Consider the following 21704-nt stretch of genomic DNA (forward strand, 5'->3'; position numbering starts at 1 on the left):
CGCCTCGCCCTAGAGCGCGAAGCTTTCGCCGAGATACAGTCGGCGGACATCCTGGTCGGCGACCAAGGCTTCGGGAGTTCCCTGGAACAACACCTGGCCATCATAGATGATGCAGGCCCGATCGACGATATCCAATGTTTCCCGCACATTATGATCGGTGATCAGCACGCCGATGTCGCGGCGCTTGAGGTCTTTCACCAGGTCGCGGATGTCGGAGATGGAAATGGGATCGATGCCGGCGAACGGCTCGTCCAGCAGCATGATCGACGGTTCGGCGGCCAGTGCACGCGCGATCTCGCACCGCCGCCGCTCGCCGCCGGACAGCGCCATCGCCGCCGACGAGCGCAGCGCGGTCAGCCCGAATTCTCCCAGCAACTGCTCCAGCCGTTCGCGCCGCGCCTGCTTGTCCGGTTCGGCGACTTCCAGCACCGCGATGATGTTCTGCTCGACCGTCAGGCCGCGGAAAATGCTGGTTTCCTGCGGCAGGTAGCCCAGACCGAGGATCGCGCGCCGGTACATCGGCAGGTCCGTGATGTCGCGCTGGTCGAGGAGGATCCGGCCCGCGTCGGGTTTCACCAATCCCATGACCGAGTAGAAGCAGGTCGTCTTGCCCGCGCCGTTGGGCCCAAGCAGCCCGACGACCTCGCCCCGCGACACGCTTAGCGAGACGTCATGCAGCACCGCGCGCTTGTCGTAGGCCTTGGCGATGCTGCGCACTTCCAGGCCGCGAACGGCAACGGGTTCAGCCTCGACCACCGGCGCAAGCGGCCGGGCGAAGGTCGCGGCATCGTTCACCGGCCGCTGTTCCGCTGCGGTACCTGGAACCGGCCGGTCACGCGTCCGCCGCTCTGGCCGACTCCGGGAGCGCCGCCGTCGATGACCGCCCGGCCGCTGTCCAGGTCGATCACCAGCCGCTGGCCGTTCACCTGGCTGCCGCCGCGGATCAGCTGGACGTTGCCGATCATGGTGATCAGCTTGCGGTCGAGGTCGTAGACCGCGAAATTGCCGCGCGCGGTCTCCGACGGGCTGCGGATGACAACCCCGCCCGATGCATCCAGCCGCTCGATCTGGATTCCGCCCCCGCTCGAATAAGCCACCGTCAGTCGCTCGGTATCCAGCGCCAGTTCGGCCTGGCGGACCTTGACGTTGCCGACGAACACCGCGCGGTCGACGCGGTCCTGGACTTCGATCCGGTCGGCGCTCACATCCACCGGAGCGTTGGAATTGTGGCCCTTGAGCGCGGACACGCCCTGGGCGTGGGCGAGCCCGGCAAGGCCGAGCGTGATCGCCGCTGCCGCGGACAGGATGAAGGTGCGCCCCATGACAGTCATCTGACCGCCCCTTGCGTGATTTTCAACCGTGCGCCGCCATTGAGGATGACCGTGCGGCTTTCCAGGTCGGCGCGCATGCGGCCGGCAATGAACTGTCCGAGCTCGACCTGCCCGCTGACGCCGTTGCTCAGCGCAACCTTTTTCTGGCCGAGGTCGGCGCGCAATTCCCCGGCGTTGAACTGGCCTACCGGCATCTCGCCCGACACTGCCCCGCCGCTGGTGATGGTGCGGGTGTTGAGGTCGACGAGCACGTCGCGGGTGGCAAGCTGTTGCCCCTCCGGCCCGCTGACCCGCACCATGCCCGGGATCGCGACCTTCTGCGTATCCAGATTGTAGCGCCCGAACGGGGCCTGGATCGCCGCTGGCCCGCGCTGCATGTCGAGCCGCGCGAACATTCCGTTGATGTCGACGATCGGACGGTCGGACGATTGCTGGATCGCGCGGCGGGCGCTGATCACCCACGGCTGGCCCTTGTCGTCGCGCCCGACGTAGCGCGCCGACTCGACCCGCATCCGCTCGGGCGCGGTGTCGACCTGATTCTTGTCGAGGATGAAGCTGACCTCGCTGTCCTTGGCGAGCGGGGCCAGCGCCAGGAACGCCACCAGCACGCCGACCGCGCTCGGCAGGCCGACCTTGGCGGCCTTGACCAGCAGGTCGTGGCGGCTGCCGGGTTCCGCCCAGTGCCGCTTGACCTCCCGGTCCCTGATCGCCGCGTCCGACATGTGCCTGCCCGTCCGCGATCAACTATGCGCGAAAATATCCTGCTCGTCCCATCCGGCGAGGTCCAGACGGGCGCGGGCAGGAAGAAAGCCGAAGCAGGCTTCAGCAAGCTCGGCCCGGCCTTCGCGCTGCAGCCGTTCGTCGAGCTTGGCCTTGAGCGCATGGAGGTAGCGGACGTCGCTGGCCGCATATTCGCGCTGCGGATCGGTGATCTCCGGCGCACCCCAGTCGCTGGTCTGCTGCTGCTTGGACAGGTCCTGCCCAAGCATCTCCTTGACCAGCTCCTTAAGCCCGTGCCGGTCGGTGTAGGTCCGCACCAGGCGCGATGCGGTGCGGGTGCAATAGAGCGGTGCCGCCATGACGCCGAGGTAATGCTGCATGATGGCAATGTCGAAGCGCGCGAAATGGTAGATCTTCAGCCGCGATGGGTCGGCGAGGAGGGCCTTCAGGCGCGGCGCGAGGTAATCGCTGCCGGGGCCGAATCGGACCAGATGCTCATCGCCGCCGCCGTCGGACAGCTGCACCAGGCACAACCGGTCGCGGCCCGGGTGGAGTCCCATCGCCTCGGTGTCGATCGCGATCGGGCCGGGCCCGAACAGATCGTCTGCGGGCAAGTCCTCTTCATGGAAATAGATCGCCATTTCGCTCCTTGGCAGTCGGGGCCGAGACGAGGTGGCCCTTGTGACTCCCCCGCTTAACCACTGCTTGCCAACGGCGCCATGGAATCGGCTGGAGCGAGTCACTTTTTTCCTGTAGGACAGGCTCTCGGTGCGTCCTTTTTCGCGCCATGACCGGTTGCGCCGTGGAGCCCAGCGCGTTGGTTAACGATGATTTTGGGCCAGGGAAGTTTGACGGGCATGGGTTACGATAGAGGGCGTAAGGGAGATCGCGGCGGTCGTGGTCGCGACAAGGGTGATTTCGGCGGCGGCGGCGGCGGCGACTTCTACGGCGGCGGCGGGAGTGACCGGGGCGGCTTTGGCGGCGGCGGCGGTTTCGGCGATCGCGGCGGCTTCGGCGGCGGCGGTGACCGATACGGCGGCGGCGGCGGTGGCGGCGGCGGCGGCTATCGCGGCGGCGGCGGCGGCTTCGGCGGTGGCGGCGATCGCTTCGGCGGCGGCGGCGGCGGTGGTTTCCGCGGCGGCGGCGGCGGTGGCGGCGGTTTTCGCGGCGGCGGTGCGGGTGGCGGAATGCCTCCCCAAGTCGTTGGCGAAGGCAAAGGTGTCGTCAAGTTCTTCAACCCGCAAAAGGGTTTTGGCTTCGTCGTCCGCGATGACGGCGGCGAAGATGCGTTCGTGCACATCTCGGCCGTGGAGCAGGCCGGCCTGACCGACCTGGCCGATGGCCAGCCGCTGGAGTTCACCCTGGTGGATCGCGGTGGCCGCATCTCGGCGACCAACCTCAAGATCGAGGGCGAGCCGATGGCGGTGGAACGCGGCGGCGGCGGCGGCGATCGTGAAGGCGGCGGCTTCGGCGGCGGCGAGCGCGGCCCGCAGCGTCAGTTGACCGGCGAAAAGGCTTCCGGCACCGTCAAGTTCTTCAACGCGATGAAGGGCTTCGGCTTCATTCAGCGCGATGACGGACAGCCGGATGCGTTCGTGCACATCTCGGCCGTGGAGCGCGCGGGCATGCCGTCGCTCAACGAAGGCGACCGCCTGGAGTTCGAGTTGGAAGTCGACCGCCGCGGCAAGACCGCAGCGGTGAACCTGGCACCGATCCAGTAAACTTCGCGAATACGCGAGGGGCAAAAGGCCCGTCCGGAGAGATCCGGGCGGGCTTTTTTCTTGCCGAAGCCGCCGCATCCCGCCCGGCGCCGTTGAGGCGCGGGAGGGTCAGACGTAGAAAAGGAAGTTATCAAGCACGAGGTTGGGACGGGGGAATGTGCCGCCGTCTCCGATCAACGTGCTGTTGTTGATTACGAGCGTATCGATTGCGCTCCAATCGACATCGATCAGCGTCGGCTCATCGTTGTTGATCGTTCCGGAAAACGTGCCGACCACCTCGCCATCGTTGTATCCCGTGAGCGTAACCGCCTGGAGCTCGTCCCAGGCCGCGGTCAGGTACACTTGATCGAAGATGAAATCGGAACCGTCCGACCGGGTGATGGTGACGGGCTGAGATCCGTTGGGCGTGTAGGCGACCCATTCTCCCGGATCGATGCTTCCGAGCTGGTAGCCCGTTCCGGCAATTGAGGCCCGGCTCTCGATCAGGACGAATAGGGTATCATCGCCAACGTCCAGGGTATCAGGCACGACCCAATCGAAGCCGTAGTAGCCATTTGGCACCGGATCCTCCGTGCCGGTGGGCTCGTCTACCACATCCTCGAAGGTCACCAGCAATGGTGAGAAAACGCCGACGATCCCTGTCGGAGAAGACAGATGGCCGGCGACCTTGGCCTCGAAAGCCGGTTCCGAGCTGCCGTTGTAGATCGAAATGGTGCTGCGGTTCGGTCCGTCTTGGGTCAGCACTGCCTGCAGCACCGACGTCATTCCTGACTGATACGACGCCACCCAGATGATACCGCCAAGAGCGCTGAGATCGATGGTGTCCTCGGACGGATCGAAGTCGCTGATCAGGTCGATGCCGCTGGACGCATTCGACTCAGCCAAAGTGAGATACCGGAACGTGTCGCTGCCGCGGCCACCGGCAAGGCGATCGCTCCCGACGCCGCCGATCAGGATATCGTTGCCCGAGCCTCCGCGAAGCGTATCGTTTCCCTCGAGGCCATTGATCGTGTCATCGCCACCACGACCGTTGATGACATCCTTGCCTGGACTCCCAATGATGCCGTCATTGCCCTTCGATCCATGGGTATTGCCTTTGGCGTTCGCTGCTGGCCTGGGCATGGGATCCTCCTTGCGAGCTCGAGACGGGCCCAAGTGATGGCGACCATCATTGAGGGCTCCGAAACCCAAGGTTTTCTAACATGAACTTGCCAGGAGCAGGACTGGGCTCGACGAACTAGGCCCTGTTCCTAGTCATTGCCTGGCATCGGCTTGCGAGACTTCCATGCACAGCCGGCATCCGAATGGTTCTTGAACAATAGGACTTGCCCTGCTGCAGTCCCAATTGCTCTTTGACATCGCGGGCCCTTCCTCGCGGGACGACCCGAAAACCAATAAACCTGTCTTTTCTGGGCTCGTCACCGTGAACATTGGCGTCGACGGCCTGCCTTTCAGTCTTGGCGGTATGGCAACTCCGCACGCATCGCCTCGAGTTCGAATGCGATCACGGTTCGCTCCTCCTCAAGGAACCGGGCGACCGCGTTCCTGAACCCCGCATCGGGGATGAAGTGCGCCGAGCGGGTGATGACCGGCTCGTAGCCTCGCGCCAGCTTGTGCTCGCCCTGCGCGCCCGCCTGGACGCTGGTGAGGCGGTGATCGATCGCCCATTTGATCGCCTGGTAGTAGCTCAGCTCGAAGTGGAGGAAGCGGACCTCTTCCGCGGCACCCCAATAGCGCCCGTACAGCGTGTCGCTCCCGATCAGGTTCAGCGCTCCGGCGATCGGCGTGCCTCCACGCAGCGCCAGCAGCAACAGCACCCTGTCACCCAGCTGCTCGCCCAGCAGGTCGAAGAAGCGGCGGGTCAGATACGGCCGGCCCCACTTTCGCGACCCCGTGTCCTGATAGAACCGCCACATCGCGTCCCAATGCTCCGCCCCGATGTCCGCGCCGGTCAGCGCCTGGAACTCCAGCCCATCGCGTGCTGCCGCCCGTTCTCTGCGGATCGCCTTGCGCTTGCGGCTGGACAGCGCGCCGAGGAAGTCGTCGAACGAGCGGTAGCCGCGGTTCAGCCAGTGGTATTGCAGCCCCTCGCGGATCAGCCACCCGCGCGCCTCGAACAGAGCCTGCTCGCGGTCCGCGATGAAGGTGGCGTGGGCGGACGACAGCTGGTTCTGCTCGACCACCGCCTCGGCCGCGGCGAGCAGCGCCTCGGGCCGATCCCCCAGCAAGCGCCGTCCCGGAACCGGGGTGAACGGCACGGCGATCTGCAGCTTGGGATAATAATCGCCGCCCGCGCGCTGCCACGCGTCGGCCCACCCATGATCGAACACATATTCGCCCTGGCTGTGCGACTTGAGATAAACGGGCGCGGCCGCGACCGTGCGCCCGGCTTCCTCGATCAGGATCGGCAGCGGGGACCAGCCGGTCCGTTCGCCGACACTGCCCGACTCCTCCAGTGCTTGAAGAAAGGCGTGGCTGACGAACGGATCGGCGGTCCCGACCAAGGCGTCCCATTTGGCAGCCGGGATGGACGCGATGCCCGGTGCCAGCCGGGCGACGATGTCGGGCTCACGGTCGGCCATCGTCTTCCCAGATAAGGGCATCCACTTGATCCGCCAGCGTTTTGCGATCTGCCGCAGTGCGCACGGTCCAGCTGTAGACCGGTTGCCGCCGCCGCTGCCGCTGGACCCAAGGCTTCGGCGCCGCGAGGGTCTCCACGGCGAGAAAATCCGGTTTGGCCAGCCACAATGCCGCGCCGCGCTTCCACGCCGGCCAGCGGTCCCGCATCACCAGTCCCCGGCGAAGGTGCGGCAGGTTGGTCGCTAACAGCCGGACCAGCCTGGGGTCGAAGCTCATGACCCCAACCCGGCCCTCATAGTCCGCCAGCGCGGCCCTGAGTGCGGGAACCCAGCGCCACAAGTCTCGCTCGACCTTGACCTCCAGCAGCAGGGGCGCCCGTCCGCCGACAAGTTGAAACAGGCTTTCGAGCGTCGGGATCGAATGCTCGCCAACCCGCAGCCGAGAGAGTTCGGCGTGGGTCGATCCGCTTATCCTGAGCGGGCTGCCGCACAGACGCCTGCCGGTGGAGTCATGAAAGACCAGCACACGGCCATCCGCGGTCAGGCGCAGGTCGCACTCGATCCCCGCGCCGAGTTCAAGCGCCGCGGCGAACGCGAGGAGACTGTTCTCGGGGATCGCGGTACCGGAGTGCAGCCCGCGATGGGCAAAGCCCTTGGGCCCAGGGTCGAGCGGATCAGTCGCGGATGGCGACAACCGCATCCACCTCGACGGCGACGCCGAGCGGGAGAACCGGAACGCCGACCGCCGAGCGCGCATGGCGGCCAGCCTCGCCGAAGACGTCCTGCATCAGCTCGGAGGCGCCGTTGGCGACCTTGGGCTGATCGGTGAAATCCCCGGCGCTGTTGACGAACACGCCAAGCTTGACGATCCGCTCCACGCGGTCGAGCGACCCGAGTGCGGCCTTCATCTGCGCCAGCAGCATGATCCCGCAACGCCGGGCAGCCGCCTGTCCGCCCTCAAGATCGACGTTCTCGCCGACTCGACCGGTGATCAGGCTGCCGTCCTCGGCAAAGCTGATCTGGCCGCTGATGTGAAGCAGGCCATTGGCCTCCACCGCCGGGACATAGGACGCCACCGGAGCGGCGGGCTGGGGAAGGGTGATGCCGAGTTCGGCGATGCGCTGTTCAATGCTCATATGCAGGGCTCAACACCGGTAGGCAGCGACGGTCAAGCCTGGTCCGTCCGCGACACGGTGAAGCCGGCGAAGCTCTGCCGCGTCGGCATCAGCTCGATGGTGTTGATGTTGAGGTGCGGCGGAAGGGTCGCGATCCACCAGATGGTGTCCGCGATGTCCTCCGCCGTCATCGGCTCGACACCAGCGTAAAGCGAGTCCGACGCGGCCTGGTCGCCGCCGGTGCGAACCAGGGTGAACTCGGTTTCGGCCATCCCCGGCTCGATCGACGTGACTCGAACGCCAGTGCCTGCAAGGTCGCAGCGCAGGTCGAGGGAGAATTGCCGGACGAACGCCTTGGTACCGGCGTACACCGCTCCGCCCCGGTAAGGATAGGTCGCGGCGACCGACGACAGGTTGATCACCGCGCCCTTGCGGCGGATGATCCCGGGAAGCAGCGATCGGGTCAGCGCCACCAGCCCGGTGACGTTGGTCTGGATGCTGGTTTCCAGCTTGGGATAGTCGGCATCCTGCAGCGCATCGGTGGGCGGGGCGAGGCCGGCATTGTTGAGCAGCAGGTCGATCTCGCCCCACTCGCCTCCCAGTTCACCGAGGCGCAGCAGCGACTCGGTGTCTCGCATGTCCAGCTCCAGGGGCAGCAGAGCGTCGCCGAGTTCGTCCTGCAGCGCCCGCAGCCGATCGCCGCGGCGGCCGGTCGCGATCACTCGCCAGCCGTTGTGCACGAACAGCCGGGCACTCGCGGCGCCGATGCCTGCGGTCGCGCCGGTGATGAGGATGGTGCTGGTCATGTGCGGTCCCTGAGCTGCTCGATGATCCATGTCGCGGCCGTGGGCCAGTCGTCGATCCGCATGTGGGCATGCGGAGCGGGCGGAGTGACCGCTGCCAGCCGCGGCTCGGCGATCATGTGCAGGCGGATTGTGTCGGGTGAATGCTTGGCGACCGAGGCATGGTGAACGGCAAGATCGTCGACGAATACGCTTCGACTAGCGCCGTGGCGCGCGACGATGGCCTTGAGCGGCTCGCCCTTGCCACCGCGGTTGCACACGACCTCGTGGGTGATGCCGTGGGCGGCAAGCTGCTCGACCCGCCACGGGTGAGCCTCGTCGCCGAGGTTGGTGAGGATGACAATGTCCGCGATCTCGGCGATCCGGCCGAGCGCTTCGAGCGCGCCGGGCACGGGCGTCTGGCGGTGCATCTCGGAGCGGAAGAAGCCGTCGAGCAGCGGCCAGATCTGCTCTTCAGGAACCGGACCCCCATCGGCGGCGAAGGTCAGCGCGCTGCGGAAGTCGGGCTGGCCGAGGTCGAACAGGATGCGATGCTCCTCGTCCAGCCAATCGGCGAAGTGGCTGACCATGTGCAGCAGCACTTCGTCGCAGTCGCTGATCAGGATCGGCCGGCTCATCGCTCGAGCACCTCACGCGCGGCGACCAGCTCGGCCGGCTTGCGCCCGAGGGCGTCGGCTACCGCGAGCAGGTCCGGTTCGTGCGCTTCCAGGAAGAGCAGCACGGAGGCGAGCAGGGCGGGGTCGCCCGCGCGATCGCGCAGGTCCTCGGGGTCGAGACCGCTGAGATCGAGCAGGCGAAGGGCGCGCCGTTCGTCCGAAAGTGTGACAGCGAGCGCCTGCAGGGCAACCGACAGCGGATCGGCCTCGTTTGTGGGGGAGGTGATCATCGATTATGATGCTTCAGGTGAGTGGGGAGCAAGTTCTTGGCCAAGATCCTGGTTGTCGAAGACAATGCTCTCAACATCAAGCTGTTCTGCGACCTGCTTGCCGCCCACGGCCATGAACCGGAGGCGGTGACCGACAGCCGCACTGCGTTCGAACGCGCGCGGGCGTTCGGGCCCGACCTGATCATCACCGACATCCAGCTGCCACATATCAGCGGACTGGAACTGATCCGCCAGTATCGCGCGGACGAGGCGCTTTCGAGCGTGCCGATCATGGCGGTGACCGCCTATGCCGCGGCAGGAGACGAGGACCGGATCCGCGCCGCGGGGGCGCAGGCGTATGTGTCGAAGCCGATCTCGGTGGTGCGATTCGTGGAGGAGGTGACGGCGCTGCTGGAGCGCAAGGAGCCAGTGGCCTGATCTCGCACCCCGGCGAAGGCCGGAGTCCAGTCCGCAACAGAAAAGGGGCGCGGGAGCGCCCCTGAGCCGCTGCCGCGGTTCCCGTTAGCTGGATCCCGGCCTTCGCCGGGATGACGTCCTTAGAGGGACGTCACTTGATCTTCGCTTCCTTGAACTCGACGTGCTTGCGCACGACCGGGTCATACTTGCGGAAGCTCATCTTCTCGGTCTGGTTGCGCGGGTTCTTCTTGGTTACGTAGAAGAAGCCGGTGTCGGCCGTGCTGACGAGCTTGATCTTGACGGTTGCCGGCTTGGCCATCGCAAAAAGTCCTGATTGTGCAAAAACAAAGAGCGGCTGCGCGCCGCTCGGAAACCGCGGCTCCATGACGGGAGGGGGCCGCCTTGTCAAGGTTCCCTGGCCCTGGCCGGGGTGCTTGGCCGGTCGTTACGGACCCGACCGCGGCCTCCGCGCATTGAGCCGCCGATGCGCGCCTTTTCCCAGCTCCTCGATTCGCTTGTCTATACCCGCTCGCGCAACGCCAAGCTGAAGCTGATCGGTGATTATCTCCGGCGCACACCCGATCCCGACCGCGGCATAGCGCTGGCCGCGCTCACCGGCTCGCTCGACATTCCCGCGGTGAAGAGCGCCGTCATTCGCGGGCTTGCGGAGGAAAGGGTCGACCCGCTGCTGCTTCGAATGAGCCACAACTACGTCGGCGATCTCGCCGAAACCGTGTCGCTGTTGTGGCCAGTGCCGGAGGGCGAGCCGCCGGATCTGGACGACGGTACAGTCGGGATTGCCGACGCGGTGGAGCAATTGCGCGCCGTAAGCCGGTCGGACGCTCCGCGGGTGCTGGCGCGTATGCTCGATCATCTCGACGCGTCCGGCCGCTTCGCGTTGCTCAAGCTTGCGACCGGAGAGCTGCGCGTCGGGATCAGCGCACGCAACGCCAAGCAGGCCTTCGCCGACGCCTTCGGGATCGACGTCGAGCAGGTCGAGGAAGTGTGGCACGGGCTGCGGCCGCCATACCTCGAACTGTTCGCCTGGGGCGAGGGGCGCGCCGAGCAGCCGACCGTGCGCGACGTTCCCGTATTCCGTCCGTTCATGCTCGCCCACCCGCTCGATCAGGGAAAGGTCGAGCTCGCCGATTATGCCGCCGAGTGGAAGTGGGACGGCATCCGGGTGCAGCTGGTCCATGCCGGGGGAGACACTCGCCTCTACAGCCGCACCGGGGACGACATCACCCGCAGCTTTCCCGAGATCGCGGCCGCCTTCCGCACCCCCGGCGTCCTCGACGGCGAGCTGCTGGTCCGGGGCGCCGGGCAGGGAGCGGACGAGCATGGCGGCGCAGCGGCCAGCTTCAACGCACTCCAGCAGCGGCTCGGGCGCAAGGTAGTCAGCGCCAAGCATCAGGCGGACTATCCGGCCTTTGTCCGGCTGTACGACCTGCTGTTCGACGGGCAGGAGGACCTGCGCGAGCTCGGCTGGACCGAGCGGCGGACGCGCCTGGAAGCCTACATGCCGCAGCTCGATCCGGAGCGGTTCGACCTGTCCGTCTTGATCGAGGCCGACAGCTTCGAGCGATTGGAGGAAATCCGCTCTGGCGCCCGCGACGCTTCCATCGAGGGGATGATGCTGAAGCGCCGCGATTCGCCCTACGTTGCGGGGCGCAGAGTCGGGCTATGGTACAAATGGAAGCGCGATCCGCTGACCGCCGATTGCGTGATGATGTACGCCCAGCGCGGGTCGGGAAAGCGCTCCTCCTTTTACAGCGACTACACCTTCGGCTGCTGGAACGAAGAGGGCGAACTGCTTCCGGTCGGCAAAGCCTATATGGGTTTCACCGACGAGGAGCTGAAATGGCTCGACCGCTTCGTCCGGCAGAAGACCGTCAACCGCTTCGGCCCCGTGCGCGAAGTCGAAAAGACGCTGGTGCTGGAAGTGGCGTTCGACTCGATCCACCTGTCCAAGCGCCACCGCTCCGGCCTTGCCATGCGCTTTCCCCGGATCAGCCGGATTCGCACCGACAAGCCGGCGGATGAGGCCGACCGGGTGGAAACCTTGCTGGCGATGGTGACGTGAGCGCCTATGCGCCGTGCACCGCCACTTCGCGGCCGCTCGCACTGACCTTGCCGCGATACATGCCGGCGGTGGTAAAGCCCCACGCCGCTTCTCCGGCCGGCGACACGGCAATCATGCCGCCCTTTCCGCCAAGCGCGCCAATCTCGGCCAGCACCCCGTCAAGCGCGGTCTGCAGGTCTTCGCCCTTCATCCGCATGCGTGCGCACAGCTCATGTGCCGCCACGGTGCGGATGAAATACTCGCCCGAGCCGGTCGCGCTGATGGCGGCGGCGCGGTCGTCGGCGTAGGTGCCCGCGCCAATCAGCGGCGAATCGCCGATCCGGTTCCAGCGCTTCGCGGTGAGGCCGCCGGTCGAGGTGGCCGCGGCGACGTGGCCGTTCACGTCCGCTGCAACAGCGCCGATCGTTCCATATTTCACGTCGGCATCGAAGGCGCCGCCTTCCGCCAGCACCCGGTCGAGCATTGCCCGCCGCTCGGGAATCTCGAACCAGCTCGGATCGACGGTCTCCAGCCCCTGCTCGCGGACGAACTCTTCCGCGCCGTCGAACGACAGCAGGACGTGCGGGCTGCGCTCCATCACCGCGCGTGCCGCACTGATCGGAGCGCGCACCGTGCGCAGCCCCGCCACCGCTCCCGCCGAGCGCGTCCGCCCGTCCATGATCGCCGCGTCAAGCTCGATGTGCCCGTCGTGGGTCAGCACGCTGCCGCGCCCGGCGTTGAAGCTGGGGTGGTCCTCCAGCACGCGCGCCGCGGCCTCGACTGCGTCCAGCGCATCGCCTCCGCGCGCGAGAATCGCTTCTCCGGCGTCCAGTGCCGAGTTCAACCCGGCCCGCCCGGCCCGCTCTTCCTCCGCCGTCAGCCGCATCGACCCGCAGCCGCCGTGGATCATCAATTGCCAGTTCGTCATGCCCGAGCCCTAGCCGCCGATGCGGTGCAGAGCTACCCGTTGGCTTGCAAGGCGCACCGGCAGCTAATCGCGCCGCGGGGCCGGTGCCTTACCCTCCAGCAACGCCTCGTCGAGCAGCCGCGCCAGCCGCAGCCCGCCCTTGACCACCTGCATGCGGACCGGTGCGATCAGCGCCTGGACCTTGGCTTCGGTCAGGGTCGGTCGCTCGGTTGGGAGTGGGCCGCAGGGCTCGCCGAGGAGCGAGCCGTAGGCAAAGTCGCGCGCCGCCTGCCAGCTCTCGCGGCTCCAGTCCTCCACGCTCCCGGCAGCCATTGCCGGCCGCTCGGACGGCGGCACCGCATCCAGCAAGGCCCGCGCTCCCGCCGGCGGTGTGGTGATCGCGCGCTCCGGCAGGTAGCCGTCCCAGATGCTGTGGAGGTTGGCCCGCCCGCCGATCAGGCCATAGTTCGCCTTGACGTCGTTCCCGCCGCGGTCGCCGCGGTCGCCGGCATGCATCGGCTGCGCAAGATCGCCAACGAAGTGCACCAGAAAGGCCAGCGCGCTGAGGCGCTCGCGTACCGGAACGCTCTTGTCGGCCAGGAGTCGCGCCTGCCGCTCGACCTGGGCCGACACGCAATTGCCGTCCTTGCACGCCTCCTTGAGGCTGAATGGCTTGCAGATATCGACGTTCTGGTAATGCCACGGGAAGGCATGGCTGAACCGGTCCCCGAGCGGCTTGATACAGTCGGCCCACACGCTCGCCTGTTCGATCGTCGCCACCGGACAGGTCGGGGTATCGAGCAGCCGCCCCTGGCGGAGCAGCGCCTGGATCTCGCGCCGGGTCTCCGGCTTGACCGAGTCCATCGCAATCCGCGCCACGGTCTCGTGGCCATATTCCCAGTAAGCCGCGGCGGGCGTGGCGGCGAAAAGCGCGCACAACAGTGCGGCAAGCAGTCTGACGATCGGCACGGGCGACGTCATAGCGTCCCCGCCCGTACCTCGCTAGCCGACCGACAGTTCGTGCAGCTCGGCAACCAGCCGCCACTGATCGAGGTCCTGGAACATGATCCGGGCCGCCTGTTCGGTCAGGTCGGCAGCGCGGTCCAGCGACGCGCCCGCGCCGAGCTCGGCGGACACCCGCTCCAGCAGAATGGCCGTGTTGCCCGACCGAGCGGCGACATTGCCGTAGTCCCCCTGCACCCTGATCCCGAAAATGGCGGTGCCAACCGCGGGAAGCCCGGCGGACAGGAAGGTGATGGCGCCGGAATGCGCCGCGACGAGATCGGGCACGACCTGCAGCCCGACGATGACCGCCAGGGACACGAGGATCGTGCAGCTGAACAGGGTCAACGCCACCGTTTCGAGCCGCTCGTCGAACCGGCGGCTCTGCGCCGCACTGCGGCGATGATAGGCGATCTGCGGGTCCAGCTCCCGGGCAGCGATCGCTTCGGCCAGTGTCCGCGCCCGCTCCGGCGTCAGCTGCCCTGACGGGCAGCCGGCGCTTCGCCACACGCTGCCGGCGTACCAGTCCACCCAGCGCGACGCGATCGGCTCGGCCGTGGATCCGGGAGGGTCGGGCGCGGCGATCCCGAGCAACTTGAGACTGCGCATCGGCCGCAGGCGCTCGGCCAGCTGGCGATAATCGAGCCAGCGCTGGTGCCAGCAGCGGCGCGAGCCCCACAGGGTGTTGGCGACGACCGCCACGATGATGAGGAATTCCGCAACCGCAGCCGCTGTGGGATCGATCTCGGTGACCAATCCGCTCAGTCCGATCAGCGCACCGGTGGCAGCGAGCAGGAAGTTGAAGATGTGGCTGCTGCGATAAGCCTGGGCGAAATGAGTCGCGAGCCGGTCGGCCCAGGCATAGGCCTCTTCCAGCCAATCGATCTCCGCCTTGACCCCGTGGCAGCCGACGCACTGGTCGCGATAACTTTGCCATTCGGTGCGCATCGCATCGACGCCCGGCCGAGCCAGCAGGTCCGAACGCGACAGGCGGTGGGCTCCAGCGAGAGTCATCAGCAGCGGATACTCGATTCGCCAGCGCAGGCTGTACGGCCGCTCGCTGAGGAAGCGGCCATAAAAACGGCGCTCGATCTCGCTGCGGGGCGGCGCGAGCAGGGAGGCGAGCACCCGGCCGACGAGGTCGGACGTCGCCGGGCTTCCTCGATGGTTGCCGGTGTGCGTAATGACGGCGGGATCGAGGGCGCTCCACAGCAGACGCGGCTCGGCCTGGTCCACCGGCAGATGAAGGATCGGGGTTCCCCGGAGGAGCGCCGTTTCCACCGTTTGCGCGGTTCCTCCGCGCCCACGCGCCGGCAGGCCGTCCCAAACCGCGACCAGCAGGTCGGCATGAGCCACCGTCGCCCGCCCCGCCATGACGTAAGCGTCCAGCGGATCGTCGGCGTCGCCCGGCAACTCCAGTACGCATGTTGCGGCGGCGAGAAGGGCATCCAGCTCGCGCGCCGAGTCCGTATCCTGCAGCGCACGATAGTCACCGCGGCGCAGCGGGAGCACGGCCTGCAGTTCCCACCCCGCGTCCAGCGCGGCGCGCGCGGCGATCTGGTCGACACCGCTGGCAAGCGGCGACACCAGGGTGAAACGCGGTTCGGCGTCCTCGAACCAGTCCGCTTCCGCCTGCAGCAGCGCCAGCGCCCGGCTTCTCAGCAGGTCGAGCGAGCCGGCGAGACTGGCCCGCAGCCGTGGCATCAGAGCAGGGGCAAGCGCCTCCCTCCGATGCCCGGTGATCCCCACCCCTAGCGCGAAGCGGACCTTCGGCGGCGCCTTATGCGAAGCTGCCTCCGTTGCGGATCAGCGGATCGCACGGCGGAGCGCCGCCGGTGAAGTTCAGCTGGTAGATCAGGTCCCGCTTCTCCGTGTTGACGTCGTGAATAGTCAGCTTGTTGGGTTTGCAGTCGGTCACCGAGACCTGTCCGCTCGTGCTGCCCGGCTTTGGCGGACAGTTGCCGCCTTCCTGAACCCAGATGGGGTCGCTCGGGAGAAAGTTGACGCCGGGGCCTCCCGACCGGAGGTGGAAGACGATATCGCGCCCCAGGCCGGGAGGCACGTCGATCGGCTCCTTGCCCTCTTTCGGCGGGTCTTGGAGGCCGAGGTCCCACTCCAGGTCAGGCCCACTGCCGCGCGCCTTCAGGAAAACGTCGATCTTCTCGGCCGTCTGTTGCGCCGGCTGGCCACCCTGCTCCGACTGCATTCCCATCGCCTGTTCTCCTGTGCTGTCGAGTGTCCGTGCTGTTCAGCTTCCCGCGCTGATCGCGCGAAGGTAGGCCGGATCGCGATAGCCCATCGTCGCCAGCTGACCGGCAAGCGGCTGGGCCTCGGCCCCCCGTCCGGCGCGGCGAAGCAGGATCGCCTTGGCGGCGATCTGCCGCGGGGTGACCTCGACCCTGCCCGGCCAGGCGGCGAGCGCCCGCTGATAGGCGCCCTTCGCGCTTTGGGGGTCGCGGGGGGCGAGAGCCTCGCCCAGCGAAGTCTCGGCCGCAGCCAGGGCGAAGCCGCGGTCGACCGGGCGGCGCTCGGTGCGCGCCAGGGCCAGCTGCTGGCGGGCAAGCCGGAGGGCTTCGTCCATGTCCCCTCTGGCCCGCGCCACTCGCCCCAGGGTCTCAAGGCATTGCAGGCGCAGGCCGGTCCGCCAATGGTCGACGCTGCGATCGCGGCGAAGCAGCTTGGCGCCCGTCTCGCAGGCGGAGCGGGCCACCGCCGCCGACACCTTGGTCCGCCCAGCCGCGAGCTCCAGCTCCGCTCGCTCGAAATTGGCATTGGCGCTCGCCTGAAGCCACTCGGTATTGGCCGGCTCCGTCCGCTCCAGCTCCTCTCCGATGGCCGACGCAGCCGCATATTGCGCGAGCGCCGGTCCCACCGCGCCGCGCTCGGCGAGAAGCCGGGCAAGGGCACGCCGGGTGCTCATCTCCTGCCGGCGCAACGTCGTGTCCTCAGGGAACCGGCTCCTGTAGCGCAGCAGCAGCGCCAGCTGCCGCTGCCGATGCCCGGTCGCTTCATCCAGCTGCCCCGTCTTTTCCCGCGCATCGGCCAGCCACGCGAGGTTCTCCGAGAAAAGCTGCTGTACCTCCACGTTGCCGGGCTGCTGGGCCGCCAACGTCTCGACCGGCTCGACCATGCGCTGGAAGACTTCGCCTGCTTCCCGGTTCCGCCGCTGGTCCATCAGCACGGCACCAAGGCTGCTGTCGGCATAGAGTTGCTCCAGTCGGTACTTGGGCTGGTCGGGGGCGAGCGCCACCATCCGGTCGGCCAGTCGGCGGTACTCACGGAATGCTGCCTCCGCCTTTGGCAATTTGCCACGCTGCCGATCGATGTAGCCGACCCAGAACACATTCTGGGCATGGTTGAACAGGTGATCCGGCACGTCCGGCTTGCGCCGCAAGGCTTCAGCCGTCCCGGCCTCGGCCTGCCGGTAGCGCCGCAGCGCGCCGTCCAGGTCACCGCGCGCATTCGCCATCTCGCCCATCAGCGTCAGCGCCTGTGAGCGCTGGGCAAGTGCCGCGTCGGACAAGGCGGCCGTGTCCTGCTTCTCGTAATAGCCCAGCACCCGGGCCCCGACCGAGTCCAGCACATCCAGACGCCCGATCGGCTCCAGCCTGTCGCGCAGGTCGCCGAGCATGAAGCCGATCAGCCCCTCGGCCTCGCGCCGCTGGTCCCGCGCTGCATCCCTGGCCTGCAACGCGGTGACCGACAGGCCCGTGGTGAACAGCATCCCTGCGACCGACGCCGCGACGATCAGCTTAGTGCGCCGGTGCCTCCGCACCTCCTCGCGCTGGACAAGTTCGTCGAGCCCGACGCCGAGCATTCCCGCGACGATCTTGAGGAGGGCCGCCCTGCGCCCGTCACCGGTGTCGCGGATGTCGGCCGCGACCAGCTCCGCGCGGCGGCTGGTCGGCAGCCCGCGATGATTGAAATGCGTCCGCAGCGCCGGCGGGAAGCATTCTTCCGCCTGGCGTCCCGGCAGATCGCTGGCAAACGGCTCGCCCGCGACGATCGCCGCCAGCACCCGTTCCTCCGACTGCAGCTTCTTGAAGCAGGCGATCTCCTCGTTCACCCAGCGCGACTGGGCCGCGGCCGGCGAGCACAGCACCAGAAGGAAGCGGGAACCGGCGATCGCCTCCTCGATCTCGTCCGACAGGCTGTGCGCCGCCGCCAGTTCGTGCCGGTCGCGGAAGATGGGAGTGAGCCGGCTCGGCACTGGCCCCATCTCGGTCAGGCGACCGACCAACGCCGGCGGGACCCGAAACCGCTCCAGCGCCGCGTGCAGCCAGTCGGCGGTCGCGGAATCCTCGTGCGCGTAGCTCAGGAACGCCCAATAGCGCTGGCTGACGGACGGTCGGCCGCTAGGGCGACGGGCGCGGGCGGGGCCGGTTCGTGGCAGGACGACCGAAGCTTCCAATCGAGGCACCCCGAGTCTGGACAGCCGTGGATAACAGAAAATCACCGGAGCCGCGACGCAGCGGCCCGCGCCTTGGCGGGCTGGGCCGTTCGGCCTATATCGCTGCCATGTCCTCCATCCGTCCGTGGCGCACGATCGAGCGCCGGCCGTCCCGCCAGATCATGGTCGGCGCCGTGCCGGTCGGCGGCGATGCACCGATCACCGTCCAGACGATGACCAACACGCTTACGTCGGACGCCCGTGCGACGATCGACCAGATCCGCCGCTGCGAGGAGGCAGGCGCGGACATCATTCGCGTGTCCTGTCCCGACGTGGACAGCACCGCGGCGCTGAAGGAGATCGTCCGCGCGGCGAAGGTGCCGATCGTCGCCGATATTCACTTCCATTACCGGCGCGCGCTGGAAGCCGCGGACGCGGGCGCAGCCTGCCTCCGGATCAACCCGGGCAACATCGGCTCGGCCGACCGGGTGCGCGAGGTCGTCAACGCCGCCAAGGCCAACGGCTGCGCCATCCGCATCGGCGTGAACGCCGGCAGCCTGGAGAAGCACCTGCTCGAAAAGTACGGCGAGCCCTGCCCGGAAGCGCTGGTGGAAAGCGCGCTGGACCACATCCGGCTGCTCGAGGACCATGACTTTCGCGAGTACAAGGTCGCGGTGAAGGCCAGCGACGTGTTCCTGGCGGTCGCCGCCTACCAGCAGCTGGCGATGACAGTGGACTGCCCGCTCCACCTCGGCATCACCGAAGCAGGCGGCCTCGTCGGCGGTACGGTCAAGTCGGCGATCGGAATCGGCAACCTGCTGTGGGCCGGGATCGGCGACACGATCCGCGTGTCGCTGTCCGCCGAGCCGGAGGAAGAGGTCCGCGTCGGCTACGAGATCCTCAAGGGCCTCGGTATTCGCAACCGCGGCGTCCGCGTCGTGTCCTGCCCGTCCTGCGCGCGGCAGGGCTTCGACGTCATCCGCACGGTCGAGAAGCTCGAGGAGCGGCTCCAGCACATCCGCACCCCCATGTCGCTGTCGGTGCTCGGCTGCGTCGTCAACGGCCCCGGCGAGGCTCGCGAGACCGACATCGGCGTCACCGGCGGCGGCAACGGCCGGCACATGGTCTACCTTTCGGGGGTCACCGACCACCATGTCCAGGACGAGGGCATGGTCGATCACATCGTCCGGCTGGTCGAGGCCAAGGCGGCGGAGATCGAAGCCGCCAGCGTCGCTTCGGCCGCGGCCGTGCAGCTGAGCGCCGCCGAATAGCGGCGGATCGCTCCACGCGGGTTGCTTGTACCTCACTGGCCGCTCTCTACCTAAGGGAAGACAAAGGCCCATCAGGAGTTCATGCGATGCAATGCCCATCCGACGGAACCACGCTGCAGATGAGCGAGCGGTCGGGGATCGAGATCGACTATTGCCCGCAGTGCCGCGGCGTGTGGCTCGACCGGGGCGAGCTCGACAAGATCATCGAGCGCAACAACAACGAAGCCGCTAGTGCCCAGCCCGCTCCGCAGGCCCCGCCGCAGCAGCCCCAGCCGCAGGCGGGCCCCTGGGACGGCCAGCCCGGCTATCCCCCGCAGGCGCCCTATCCGCCGCAGGGGCAATATAGCCACGGCTACGGCCACAAGCCCCACAAACGCCGCAAGAGCTTCCTGGAGGAGCTGTTCGACTAGGGTGGAGGACGACCCCCACGATCTCGCCCGCTTCGTCGCGGCGCAGGACGGGGCCTATGCCGCCGCGCTGGCCGAACTTCGGGGTGGCCGCAAGCGCGGGCACTGGATCTGGTTCGTCCTGCCGCAGCTTCGCGGGCTCGGGCGGAGCGACATGGCCAGCTTCTACGGGATCGCCGGCCCGGGCGAGGCTCGGGCCTATCTCGCCCACCCAGTGCTCGGGCCAAGGTTGCGGGAGTGCGTCGACGCGCTCCTCGCCTACGCCGGGCAGCGCAGCGCCGAGGACATGCTCGGCCCCGTGGACGCGGCCAAGCTGCGGTCCTGCCTGACCCTGTTCATCGAATCGGGTGGGGGTGAGCCGTTCGTCGGGGCGCTCGAAGCCTTCTACGCCGGGCAGCGCGACGAGCAGACGATCGCGTTGCTCGCCTGACCGCATTCCGAACGCGGTGGCGCTGAGCCCGACTGCGGTGTTACGCGTTGGTGGCCACCGTCCGACACGAACAAGGAGCGAGCCATGGCTAAGGGTCAGATGAAGTCGAACAAGGAAGCGCGCAAACCCAAGGCGAAGAAGGAAAAGACCATCGCCGCCAACCCGTCGACCAAGGGCAGCGTCAAGCGCGAGGATTGAGCACGCCGCGCGTCCTGGTCGACGCTGACGCCTGCCCTGTGAAGGAGGAGGTCTACCGGGTCGCCTTCCGCCGCGAGGTGCCGGTGGTGGTGGTCAGCAACATGCGGCTGCGCGTGCCGGACCATCCGCTGATTGAGCGGCTGGTGGTCAGCGACCCCTTCGACGCGGCCGACGACTGGATCGCGGAGTCGGCGGACGCGCGGGCAGTGGTGATCACCAGCGACATCTTGCTCGCCGATCGTTGCCTGAAGAAGGGCGCGACGGTGCTGGGCCACAACGGCAAGCCGTTCACGGGCGCGAGCATCGGGGGCGCCGTGGCCACACGGGCGATCATGGCCGACCTGCGCGCCGGCGGCCATGTGGTGGGCGGGCCGGCGCCGTTCGCGAAGGCGGATCGCTCGCGGTTCCTGCAGGCGTTGGACGAGGCTTTGGTGCGGGTGGCTGGCTAAGCACCCTTCCAGCTAGGGAGCTGCAAAAAGGAGTCTCAAATGAGACCACCTCGTTCCTCGGGTACTTCCTCAGCCCACAATGAGCCCACCTTCGAGGTCTCACGCCTTCCGTGAGAAGGGCCTCGGTCGTGGTCCGTCTGGTCATCCCAGATCGCGCCATCGTTACTCAACCCTCCTCCCGTTCCCGCTTCGCTCTATGCTCAGCGATCGCCTGGTCGATGGCGGCGATGCGCTGGCGTTCGGGGGAGTCCCCGGGCAGGCCCTTGAGGCGGCAGGTGGCCCAGAGGGTCTTGCGTTCGGCTTCGAGCTTCTTGAGGTAGAGGTCAGCCATCAGTCGCTCGTCCGGTCGCCGATGCAGAGCTCGCTGCCGATCCCGCGGTATTTCTTGCTCCTCTGGGCCATGCCTTGTTCCGCTCTTGCACACCTTTCACCTTGTTGTCGGACCGCCGCCCCTGCCTTTCCGGCGACGGGAGAGAGAGGCGCGTGCGCTCCTTTACATCACGGATTGAGGAACCTGCATCGTTCCGATCGGCCTGGCCCAGCCCGTCGCTTCGGCTTCGGCCATGGTGTCGCAATATTCCCGGAAACCGTCGACCTTGCCGTCAGGGTCAAGGTGGAGGATGTGGCAGAACTGCGCCGACAGGGAATTGCCGGTCTCCTTGCACTTGCCGCCGTAGCGGCCGGTGGTGACAATCTGGTCGCCGGCGTCGAGATATTGCTCGACCTTGCAGGTGAAGCCGTCGAAATCGCGGGTGATCGGTCCCAGCACCTCGCTCTGGATCGCGGCGAAGCTGCGCTGGGGCTGGGCGCTGGCCCACAGCGAATTCTCCGCCTCCGCCCACTCGAGGTTGGCGGCGAGGCCGCGGCTGAAGGTGTCGAGGTCACCACGGTTGAATGCGTCATAAAGGCCGCGAACGACCTGCAGATTCTGTTGGGACATGGGCTGTCTCCGCTGGATCGCGCGCTGCGTCGCACCGACGGACGCCACGTCCGGCGGCGGGCATCGCGTACACCGACTCGCCTGGAAGCTGACGGCG

The 21704-nt window shown here is 67.5% G+C and carries 26 protein-coding genes; 7 read left to right on the forward strand and 19 right to left on the reverse strand.

Annotation, left to right across the window (positions count from 1 at the left end; all coding sequences use genetic code 11):
* Positions 1-9: 9 nt before the first annotated feature.
* Genes lptB through ACFQPG_RS02915 form a run of 4 tightly spaced genes read right to left on the reverse strand, consistent with a single transcriptional unit; the run spans position 10 to position 2692 of the window.
* The gene (lptB, locus tag ACFQPG_RS02900; RefSeq protein ID WP_380810131.1) at positions 10-795 is read right to left on the reverse strand and encodes an LPS export ABC transporter ATP-binding protein; all 786 of its coding nucleotides are present in this window, start codon (positions 793-795) and stop codon (positions 10-12) included.
* Positions 792-1322, reverse strand: a complete 531-nt coding sequence (locus ACFQPG_RS02905) for an LptA/OstA family protein (RefSeq protein WP_380810133.1) — start codon at positions 1320-1322, stop codon at positions 792-794. The genes lptB and ACFQPG_RS02905 overlap by 4 nt, the downstream gene beginning before the upstream one ends.
* A gap of 5 nt (positions 1323-1327) precedes the next feature.
* Complete coding sequence (lptC, locus tag ACFQPG_RS02910; RefSeq protein ID WP_380810135.1) at positions 1328-2053, reverse strand: LPS export ABC transporter periplasmic protein LptC; 726 nt, start codon at positions 2051-2053, stop codon at positions 1328-1330.
* Positions 2054-2071: 18 nt separating this feature from the next.
* Positions 2072-2692 (reverse strand): ribonuclease D, encoded by a 621-nt coding sequence (locus ACFQPG_RS02915; RefSeq protein ID WP_380810137.1) that lies wholly within the window; start codon positions 2690-2692, stop codon positions 2072-2074.
* Between the two features lie 216 nt (positions 2693-2908).
* On the opposite strand from ACFQPG_RS02915, the gene ACFQPG_RS02920 reads away from it, so the two are divergent.
* The gene (locus ACFQPG_RS02920; RefSeq protein ID WP_380810139.1) at positions 2909-3772 is read left to right on the forward strand and encodes a cold-shock protein; all 864 of its coding nucleotides are present in this window, start codon (positions 2909-2911) and stop codon (positions 3770-3772) included.
* Between the two features lie 108 nt (positions 3773-3880).
* On the opposite strand, the gene ACFQPG_RS02925 is transcribed toward ACFQPG_RS02920, so the two are convergent.
* The 7 genes from ACFQPG_RS02925 to ACFQPG_RS02955 all read right to left on the reverse strand — a co-directional run bounded on the left by ACFQPG_RS02925 (position 3881) and on the right by ACFQPG_RS02955 (position 9155).
* The gene (locus tag ACFQPG_RS02925) at positions 3881-4894 is read right to left on the reverse strand and encodes a M10 family metallopeptidase C-terminal domain-containing protein (protein WP_380810141.1); all 1014 of its coding nucleotides are present in this window, start codon (positions 4892-4894) and stop codon (positions 3881-3883) included.
* 329 nt (positions 4895-5223) lie between these two features.
* On the reverse strand, positions 5224-6354 hold the full coding sequence (locus ACFQPG_RS02930) for a GNAT family N-acetyltransferase (protein ID WP_380810143.1): 1131 nt from the start codon (positions 6352-6354) through the stop codon (positions 5224-5226).
* Complete coding sequence (locus tag ACFQPG_RS02935; RefSeq protein ID WP_380810145.1) at positions 6341-7051, reverse strand: glycerophosphodiester phosphodiesterase family protein; 711 nt, start codon at positions 7049-7051, stop codon at positions 6341-6343. The genes ACFQPG_RS02930 and ACFQPG_RS02935 overlap by 14 nt, the downstream gene beginning before the upstream one ends.
* On the reverse strand, positions 7026-7487 hold the full coding sequence (locus ACFQPG_RS02940; protein WP_380810147.1) for a RidA family protein: 462 nt from the start codon (positions 7485-7487) through the stop codon (positions 7026-7028). The genes ACFQPG_RS02935 and ACFQPG_RS02940 overlap by 26 nt, the downstream gene beginning before the upstream one ends.
* Before the next feature lie 32 nt (positions 7488-7519).
* Positions 7520-8272 carry an SDR family NAD(P)-dependent oxidoreductase gene (locus ACFQPG_RS02945; RefSeq protein ID WP_380810149.1) on the reverse strand — a complete coding sequence of 251 codons (753 nt, stop codon included), beginning with the start codon at positions 8270-8272 and terminating at the stop codon, positions 7520-7522.
* Positions 8269-8886, reverse strand: a complete 618-nt coding sequence (locus ACFQPG_RS02950) for an HAD family hydrolase (protein WP_380810151.1) — start codon at positions 8884-8886, stop codon at positions 8269-8271. Before ACFQPG_RS02950 ends, ACFQPG_RS02945 begins: the two co-directional genes overlap by 4 nt.
* Positions 8883-9155: a DUF3572 domain-containing protein gene (locus ACFQPG_RS02955; protein WP_380810153.1), complete on the reverse strand. Its 273-nt coding sequence runs from the start codon at positions 9153-9155 to the stop codon at positions 8883-8885. The genes ACFQPG_RS02950 and ACFQPG_RS02955 overlap by 4 nt, the downstream gene beginning before the upstream one ends.
* 45 nt (positions 9156-9200) lie before the next feature.
* On the opposite strand from ACFQPG_RS02955, the gene ACFQPG_RS02960 reads away from it, so the two are divergent.
* A complete protein-coding gene (locus ACFQPG_RS02960) occupies positions 9201-9572 on the forward strand; it encodes a response regulator (RefSeq protein WP_380811687.1) in 372 nt (123 codons plus the stop codon).
* 130 nt (positions 9573-9702) lie between these two features.
* Here the strand turns inward: ACFQPG_RS02960 and rpmG are convergent, their stop codons facing one another.
* The gene (gene rpmG, locus ACFQPG_RS02965; protein WP_294171859.1) at positions 9703-9870 is read right to left on the reverse strand and encodes a 50S ribosomal protein L33; all 168 of its coding nucleotides are present in this window, start codon (positions 9868-9870) and stop codon (positions 9703-9705) included.
* 165 nt (positions 9871-10035) lie between these two features.
* Here rpmG and ACFQPG_RS02970 point away from each other — a divergent pair, with 165 nt between their 5' ends.
* On the forward strand, positions 10036-11634 hold the full coding sequence (locus ACFQPG_RS02970; protein ID WP_380810155.1) for a cisplatin damage response ATP-dependent DNA ligase: 1599 nt from the start codon (positions 10036-10038) through the stop codon (positions 11632-11634).
* Positions 11635-11638: 4 nt separating this feature from the next.
* On the opposite strand, the gene ACFQPG_RS02975 is transcribed toward ACFQPG_RS02970, so the two are convergent.
* The 5 genes from ACFQPG_RS02975 to ACFQPG_RS02995 form a co-directional block, all read right to left on the reverse strand.
* On the reverse strand, positions 11639-12541 hold the full coding sequence (locus tag ACFQPG_RS02975; protein ID WP_380810157.1) for an isoaspartyl peptidase/L-asparaginase family protein: 903 nt from the start codon (positions 12539-12541) through the stop codon (positions 11639-11641).
* Between the two features lie 63 nt (positions 12542-12604).
* On the reverse strand, positions 12605-13501 hold the full coding sequence (locus tag ACFQPG_RS02980; protein WP_380810159.1) for a S1/P1 nuclease: 897 nt from the start codon (positions 13499-13501) through the stop codon (positions 12605-12607).
* Positions 13502-13522: 21 nt separating this feature from the next.
* A complete protein-coding gene (locus ACFQPG_RS02985) occupies positions 13523-15226 on the reverse strand; it encodes a DUF4231 domain-containing protein (protein ID WP_380810161.1) in 1704 nt (567 codons plus the stop codon).
* A gap of 76 nt (positions 15227-15302) precedes the next feature.
* Positions 15303-15734 (reverse strand): hypothetical protein, encoded by a 432-nt coding sequence (locus ACFQPG_RS02990; RefSeq protein ID WP_380810163.1) that lies wholly within the window; start codon positions 15732-15734, stop codon positions 15303-15305.
* Between the two features lie 36 nt (positions 15735-15770).
* Positions 15771-17942: a TIR domain-containing protein gene (locus ACFQPG_RS02995; RefSeq protein ID WP_380810165.1), complete on the reverse strand. Its 2172-nt coding sequence runs from the start codon at positions 17940-17942 to the stop codon at positions 15771-15773.
* A 98-nt stretch (positions 17943-18040) separates the two neighbouring features.
* Here ACFQPG_RS02995 and ispG point away from each other — a divergent pair, with 98 nt between their 5' ends.
* The 4 genes from ispG (at position 18041) to ACFQPG_RS03015 (ending at position 20667) form a co-directional block, all read left to right on the forward strand.
* Positions 18041-19183 (forward strand): flavodoxin-dependent (E)-4-hydroxy-3-methylbut-2-enyl-diphosphate synthase, encoded by a 1143-nt coding sequence (gene ispG / locus ACFQPG_RS03000; protein WP_380810166.1) that lies wholly within the window; start codon positions 18041-18043, stop codon positions 19181-19183.
* Positions 19184-19269: 86 nt separating this feature from the next.
* A complete protein-coding gene (locus tag ACFQPG_RS03005; RefSeq protein WP_380810168.1) occupies positions 19270-19593 on the forward strand; it encodes a zf-TFIIB domain-containing protein in 324 nt (107 codons plus the stop codon).
* Between the two features lies 1 nt (position 19594).
* Positions 19595-20020, forward strand: a complete 426-nt coding sequence (locus ACFQPG_RS03010) for a DUF1810 domain-containing protein (RefSeq protein WP_380810170.1) — start codon at positions 19595-19597, stop codon at positions 20018-20020.
* Between the two features lie 194 nt (positions 20021-20214).
* Positions 20215-20667, forward strand: a complete 453-nt coding sequence (locus ACFQPG_RS03015) for a YaiI/YqxD family protein (protein ID WP_380810172.1) — start codon at positions 20215-20217, stop codon at positions 20665-20667.
* Positions 20668-20833: 166 nt separating this feature from the next.
* Here ACFQPG_RS03015 and ACFQPG_RS03020 read toward each other — a convergent pair whose 3' ends face one another.
* Together ACFQPG_RS03020 and ACFQPG_RS03025 are read right to left on the reverse strand one after the other, a co-directional pair.
* Positions 20834-20998 (reverse strand): hypothetical protein, encoded by a 165-nt coding sequence (locus ACFQPG_RS03020; RefSeq protein ID WP_380810173.1) that lies wholly within the window; start codon positions 20996-20998, stop codon positions 20834-20836.
* Positions 20999-21160: 162 nt separating this feature from the next.
* On the reverse strand, positions 21161-21607 hold the full coding sequence (locus tag ACFQPG_RS03025; protein WP_380810175.1) for a nuclear transport factor 2 family protein: 447 nt from the start codon (positions 21605-21607) through the stop codon (positions 21161-21163).
* Positions 21608-21704 lie beyond the last annotated feature (97 nt).

Origin of the sequence: Sphingomonas sp. GCM10030256 (genome assembly GCF_042666415.1) — a bacterium.
GTDB lineage: Bacteria > Pseudomonadota > Alphaproteobacteria > Sphingomonadales > Sphingomonadaceae > Sphingomicrobium.

Excerpts from the sequence above, each read along its gene's own strand:
- ACFQPG_RS02955 (WP_380810153.1), bottom strand. The coding sequence starts at position 9,155 with ATGATCACCTCCCCCACAAACGAGGCCGATCCGCTGTCGGTTGCCCTG.
- ACFQPG_RS02945 (WP_380810149.1), bottom strand. The coding sequence starts at position 8,272 with ATGACCAGCACCATCCTCATCACCGGCGCGACCGCAGGCATCGGCGCC.
- ACFQPG_RS02915 (WP_380810137.1), bottom strand. The coding sequence starts at position 2,692 with ATGGCGATCTATTTCCATGAAGAGGACTTGCCCGCAGACGATCTGTTC.
- ACFQPG_RS02990 (WP_380810163.1), bottom strand. The coding sequence starts at position 15,734 with ATGGGAATGCAGTCGGAGCAGGGTGGCCAGCCGGCGCAACAGACGGCC.
- ACFQPG_RS03020 (WP_380810173.1), bottom strand. The coding sequence starts at position 20,998 with ATGGCTGACCTCTACCTCAAGAAGCTCGAAGCCGAACGCAAGACCCTC.
- ACFQPG_RS02985 (WP_380810161.1), bottom strand. The coding sequence starts at position 15,226 with ATGCCACGGCTGCGGGCCAGTCTCGCCGGCTCGCTCGACCTGCTGAGA.
- ACFQPG_RS03025 (WP_380810175.1), bottom strand. The coding sequence starts at position 21,607 with ATGTCCCAACAGAATCTGCAGGTCGTTCGCGGCCTTTATGACGCATTC.
- ACFQPG_RS02920 (WP_380810139.1), top strand. The coding sequence starts at position 2,909 with ATGGGTTACGATAGAGGGCGTAAGGGAGATCGCGGCGGTCGTGGTCGC.
- lptC (WP_380810135.1), bottom strand. The coding sequence starts at position 2,053 with ATGTCGGACGCGGCGATCAGGGACCGGGAGGTCAAGCGGCACTGGGCG.
- ACFQPG_RS02930 (WP_380810143.1), bottom strand. The coding sequence starts at position 6,354 with ATGGCCGACCGTGAGCCCGACATCGTCGCCCGGCTGGCACCGGGCATC.
- ACFQPG_RS02950 (WP_380810151.1), bottom strand. The coding sequence starts at position 8,886 with ATGAGCCGGCCGATCCTGATCAGCGACTGCGACGAAGTGCTGCTGCAC.
- ACFQPG_RS02905 (WP_380810133.1), bottom strand. The coding sequence starts at position 1,322 with ATGGGGCGCACCTTCATCCTGTCCGCGGCAGCGGCGATCACGCTCGGC.
- rpmG (WP_294171859.1), bottom strand. The coding sequence starts at position 9,870 with ATGGCCAAGCCGGCAACCGTCAAGATCAAGCTCGTCAGCACGGCCGAC.
- ACFQPG_RS02980 (WP_380810159.1), bottom strand. The coding sequence starts at position 13,501 with ATGACGTCGCCCGTGCCGATCGTCAGACTGCTTGCCGCACTGTTGTGC.
- ACFQPG_RS02940 (WP_380810147.1), bottom strand. The coding sequence starts at position 7,487 with ATGAGCATTGAACAGCGCATCGCCGAACTCGGCATCACCCTTCCCCAG.
- ACFQPG_RS02970 (WP_380810155.1), top strand. The coding sequence starts at position 10,036 with ATGCGCGCCTTTTCCCAGCTCCTCGATTCGCTTGTCTATACCCGCTCG.
- ispG (WP_380810166.1), top strand. The coding sequence starts at position 18,041 with ATGTCCTCCATCCGTCCGTGGCGCACGATCGAGCGCCGGCCGTCCCGC.
- ACFQPG_RS02975 (WP_380810157.1), bottom strand. The coding sequence starts at position 12,541 with ATGACGAACTGGCAATTGATGATCCACGGCGGCTGCGGGTCGATGCGG.
- ACFQPG_RS02935 (WP_380810145.1), bottom strand. The coding sequence starts at position 7,051 with ATGCGGTTGTCGCCATCCGCGACTGATCCGCTCGACCCTGGGCCCAAG.
- ACFQPG_RS03005 (WP_380810168.1), top strand. The coding sequence starts at position 19,270 with ATGCAATGCCCATCCGACGGAACCACGCTGCAGATGAGCGAGCGGTCG.
- ACFQPG_RS02925 (WP_380810141.1), bottom strand. The coding sequence starts at position 4,894 with ATGCCCAGGCCAGCAGCGAACGCCAAAGGCAATACCCATGGATCGAAG.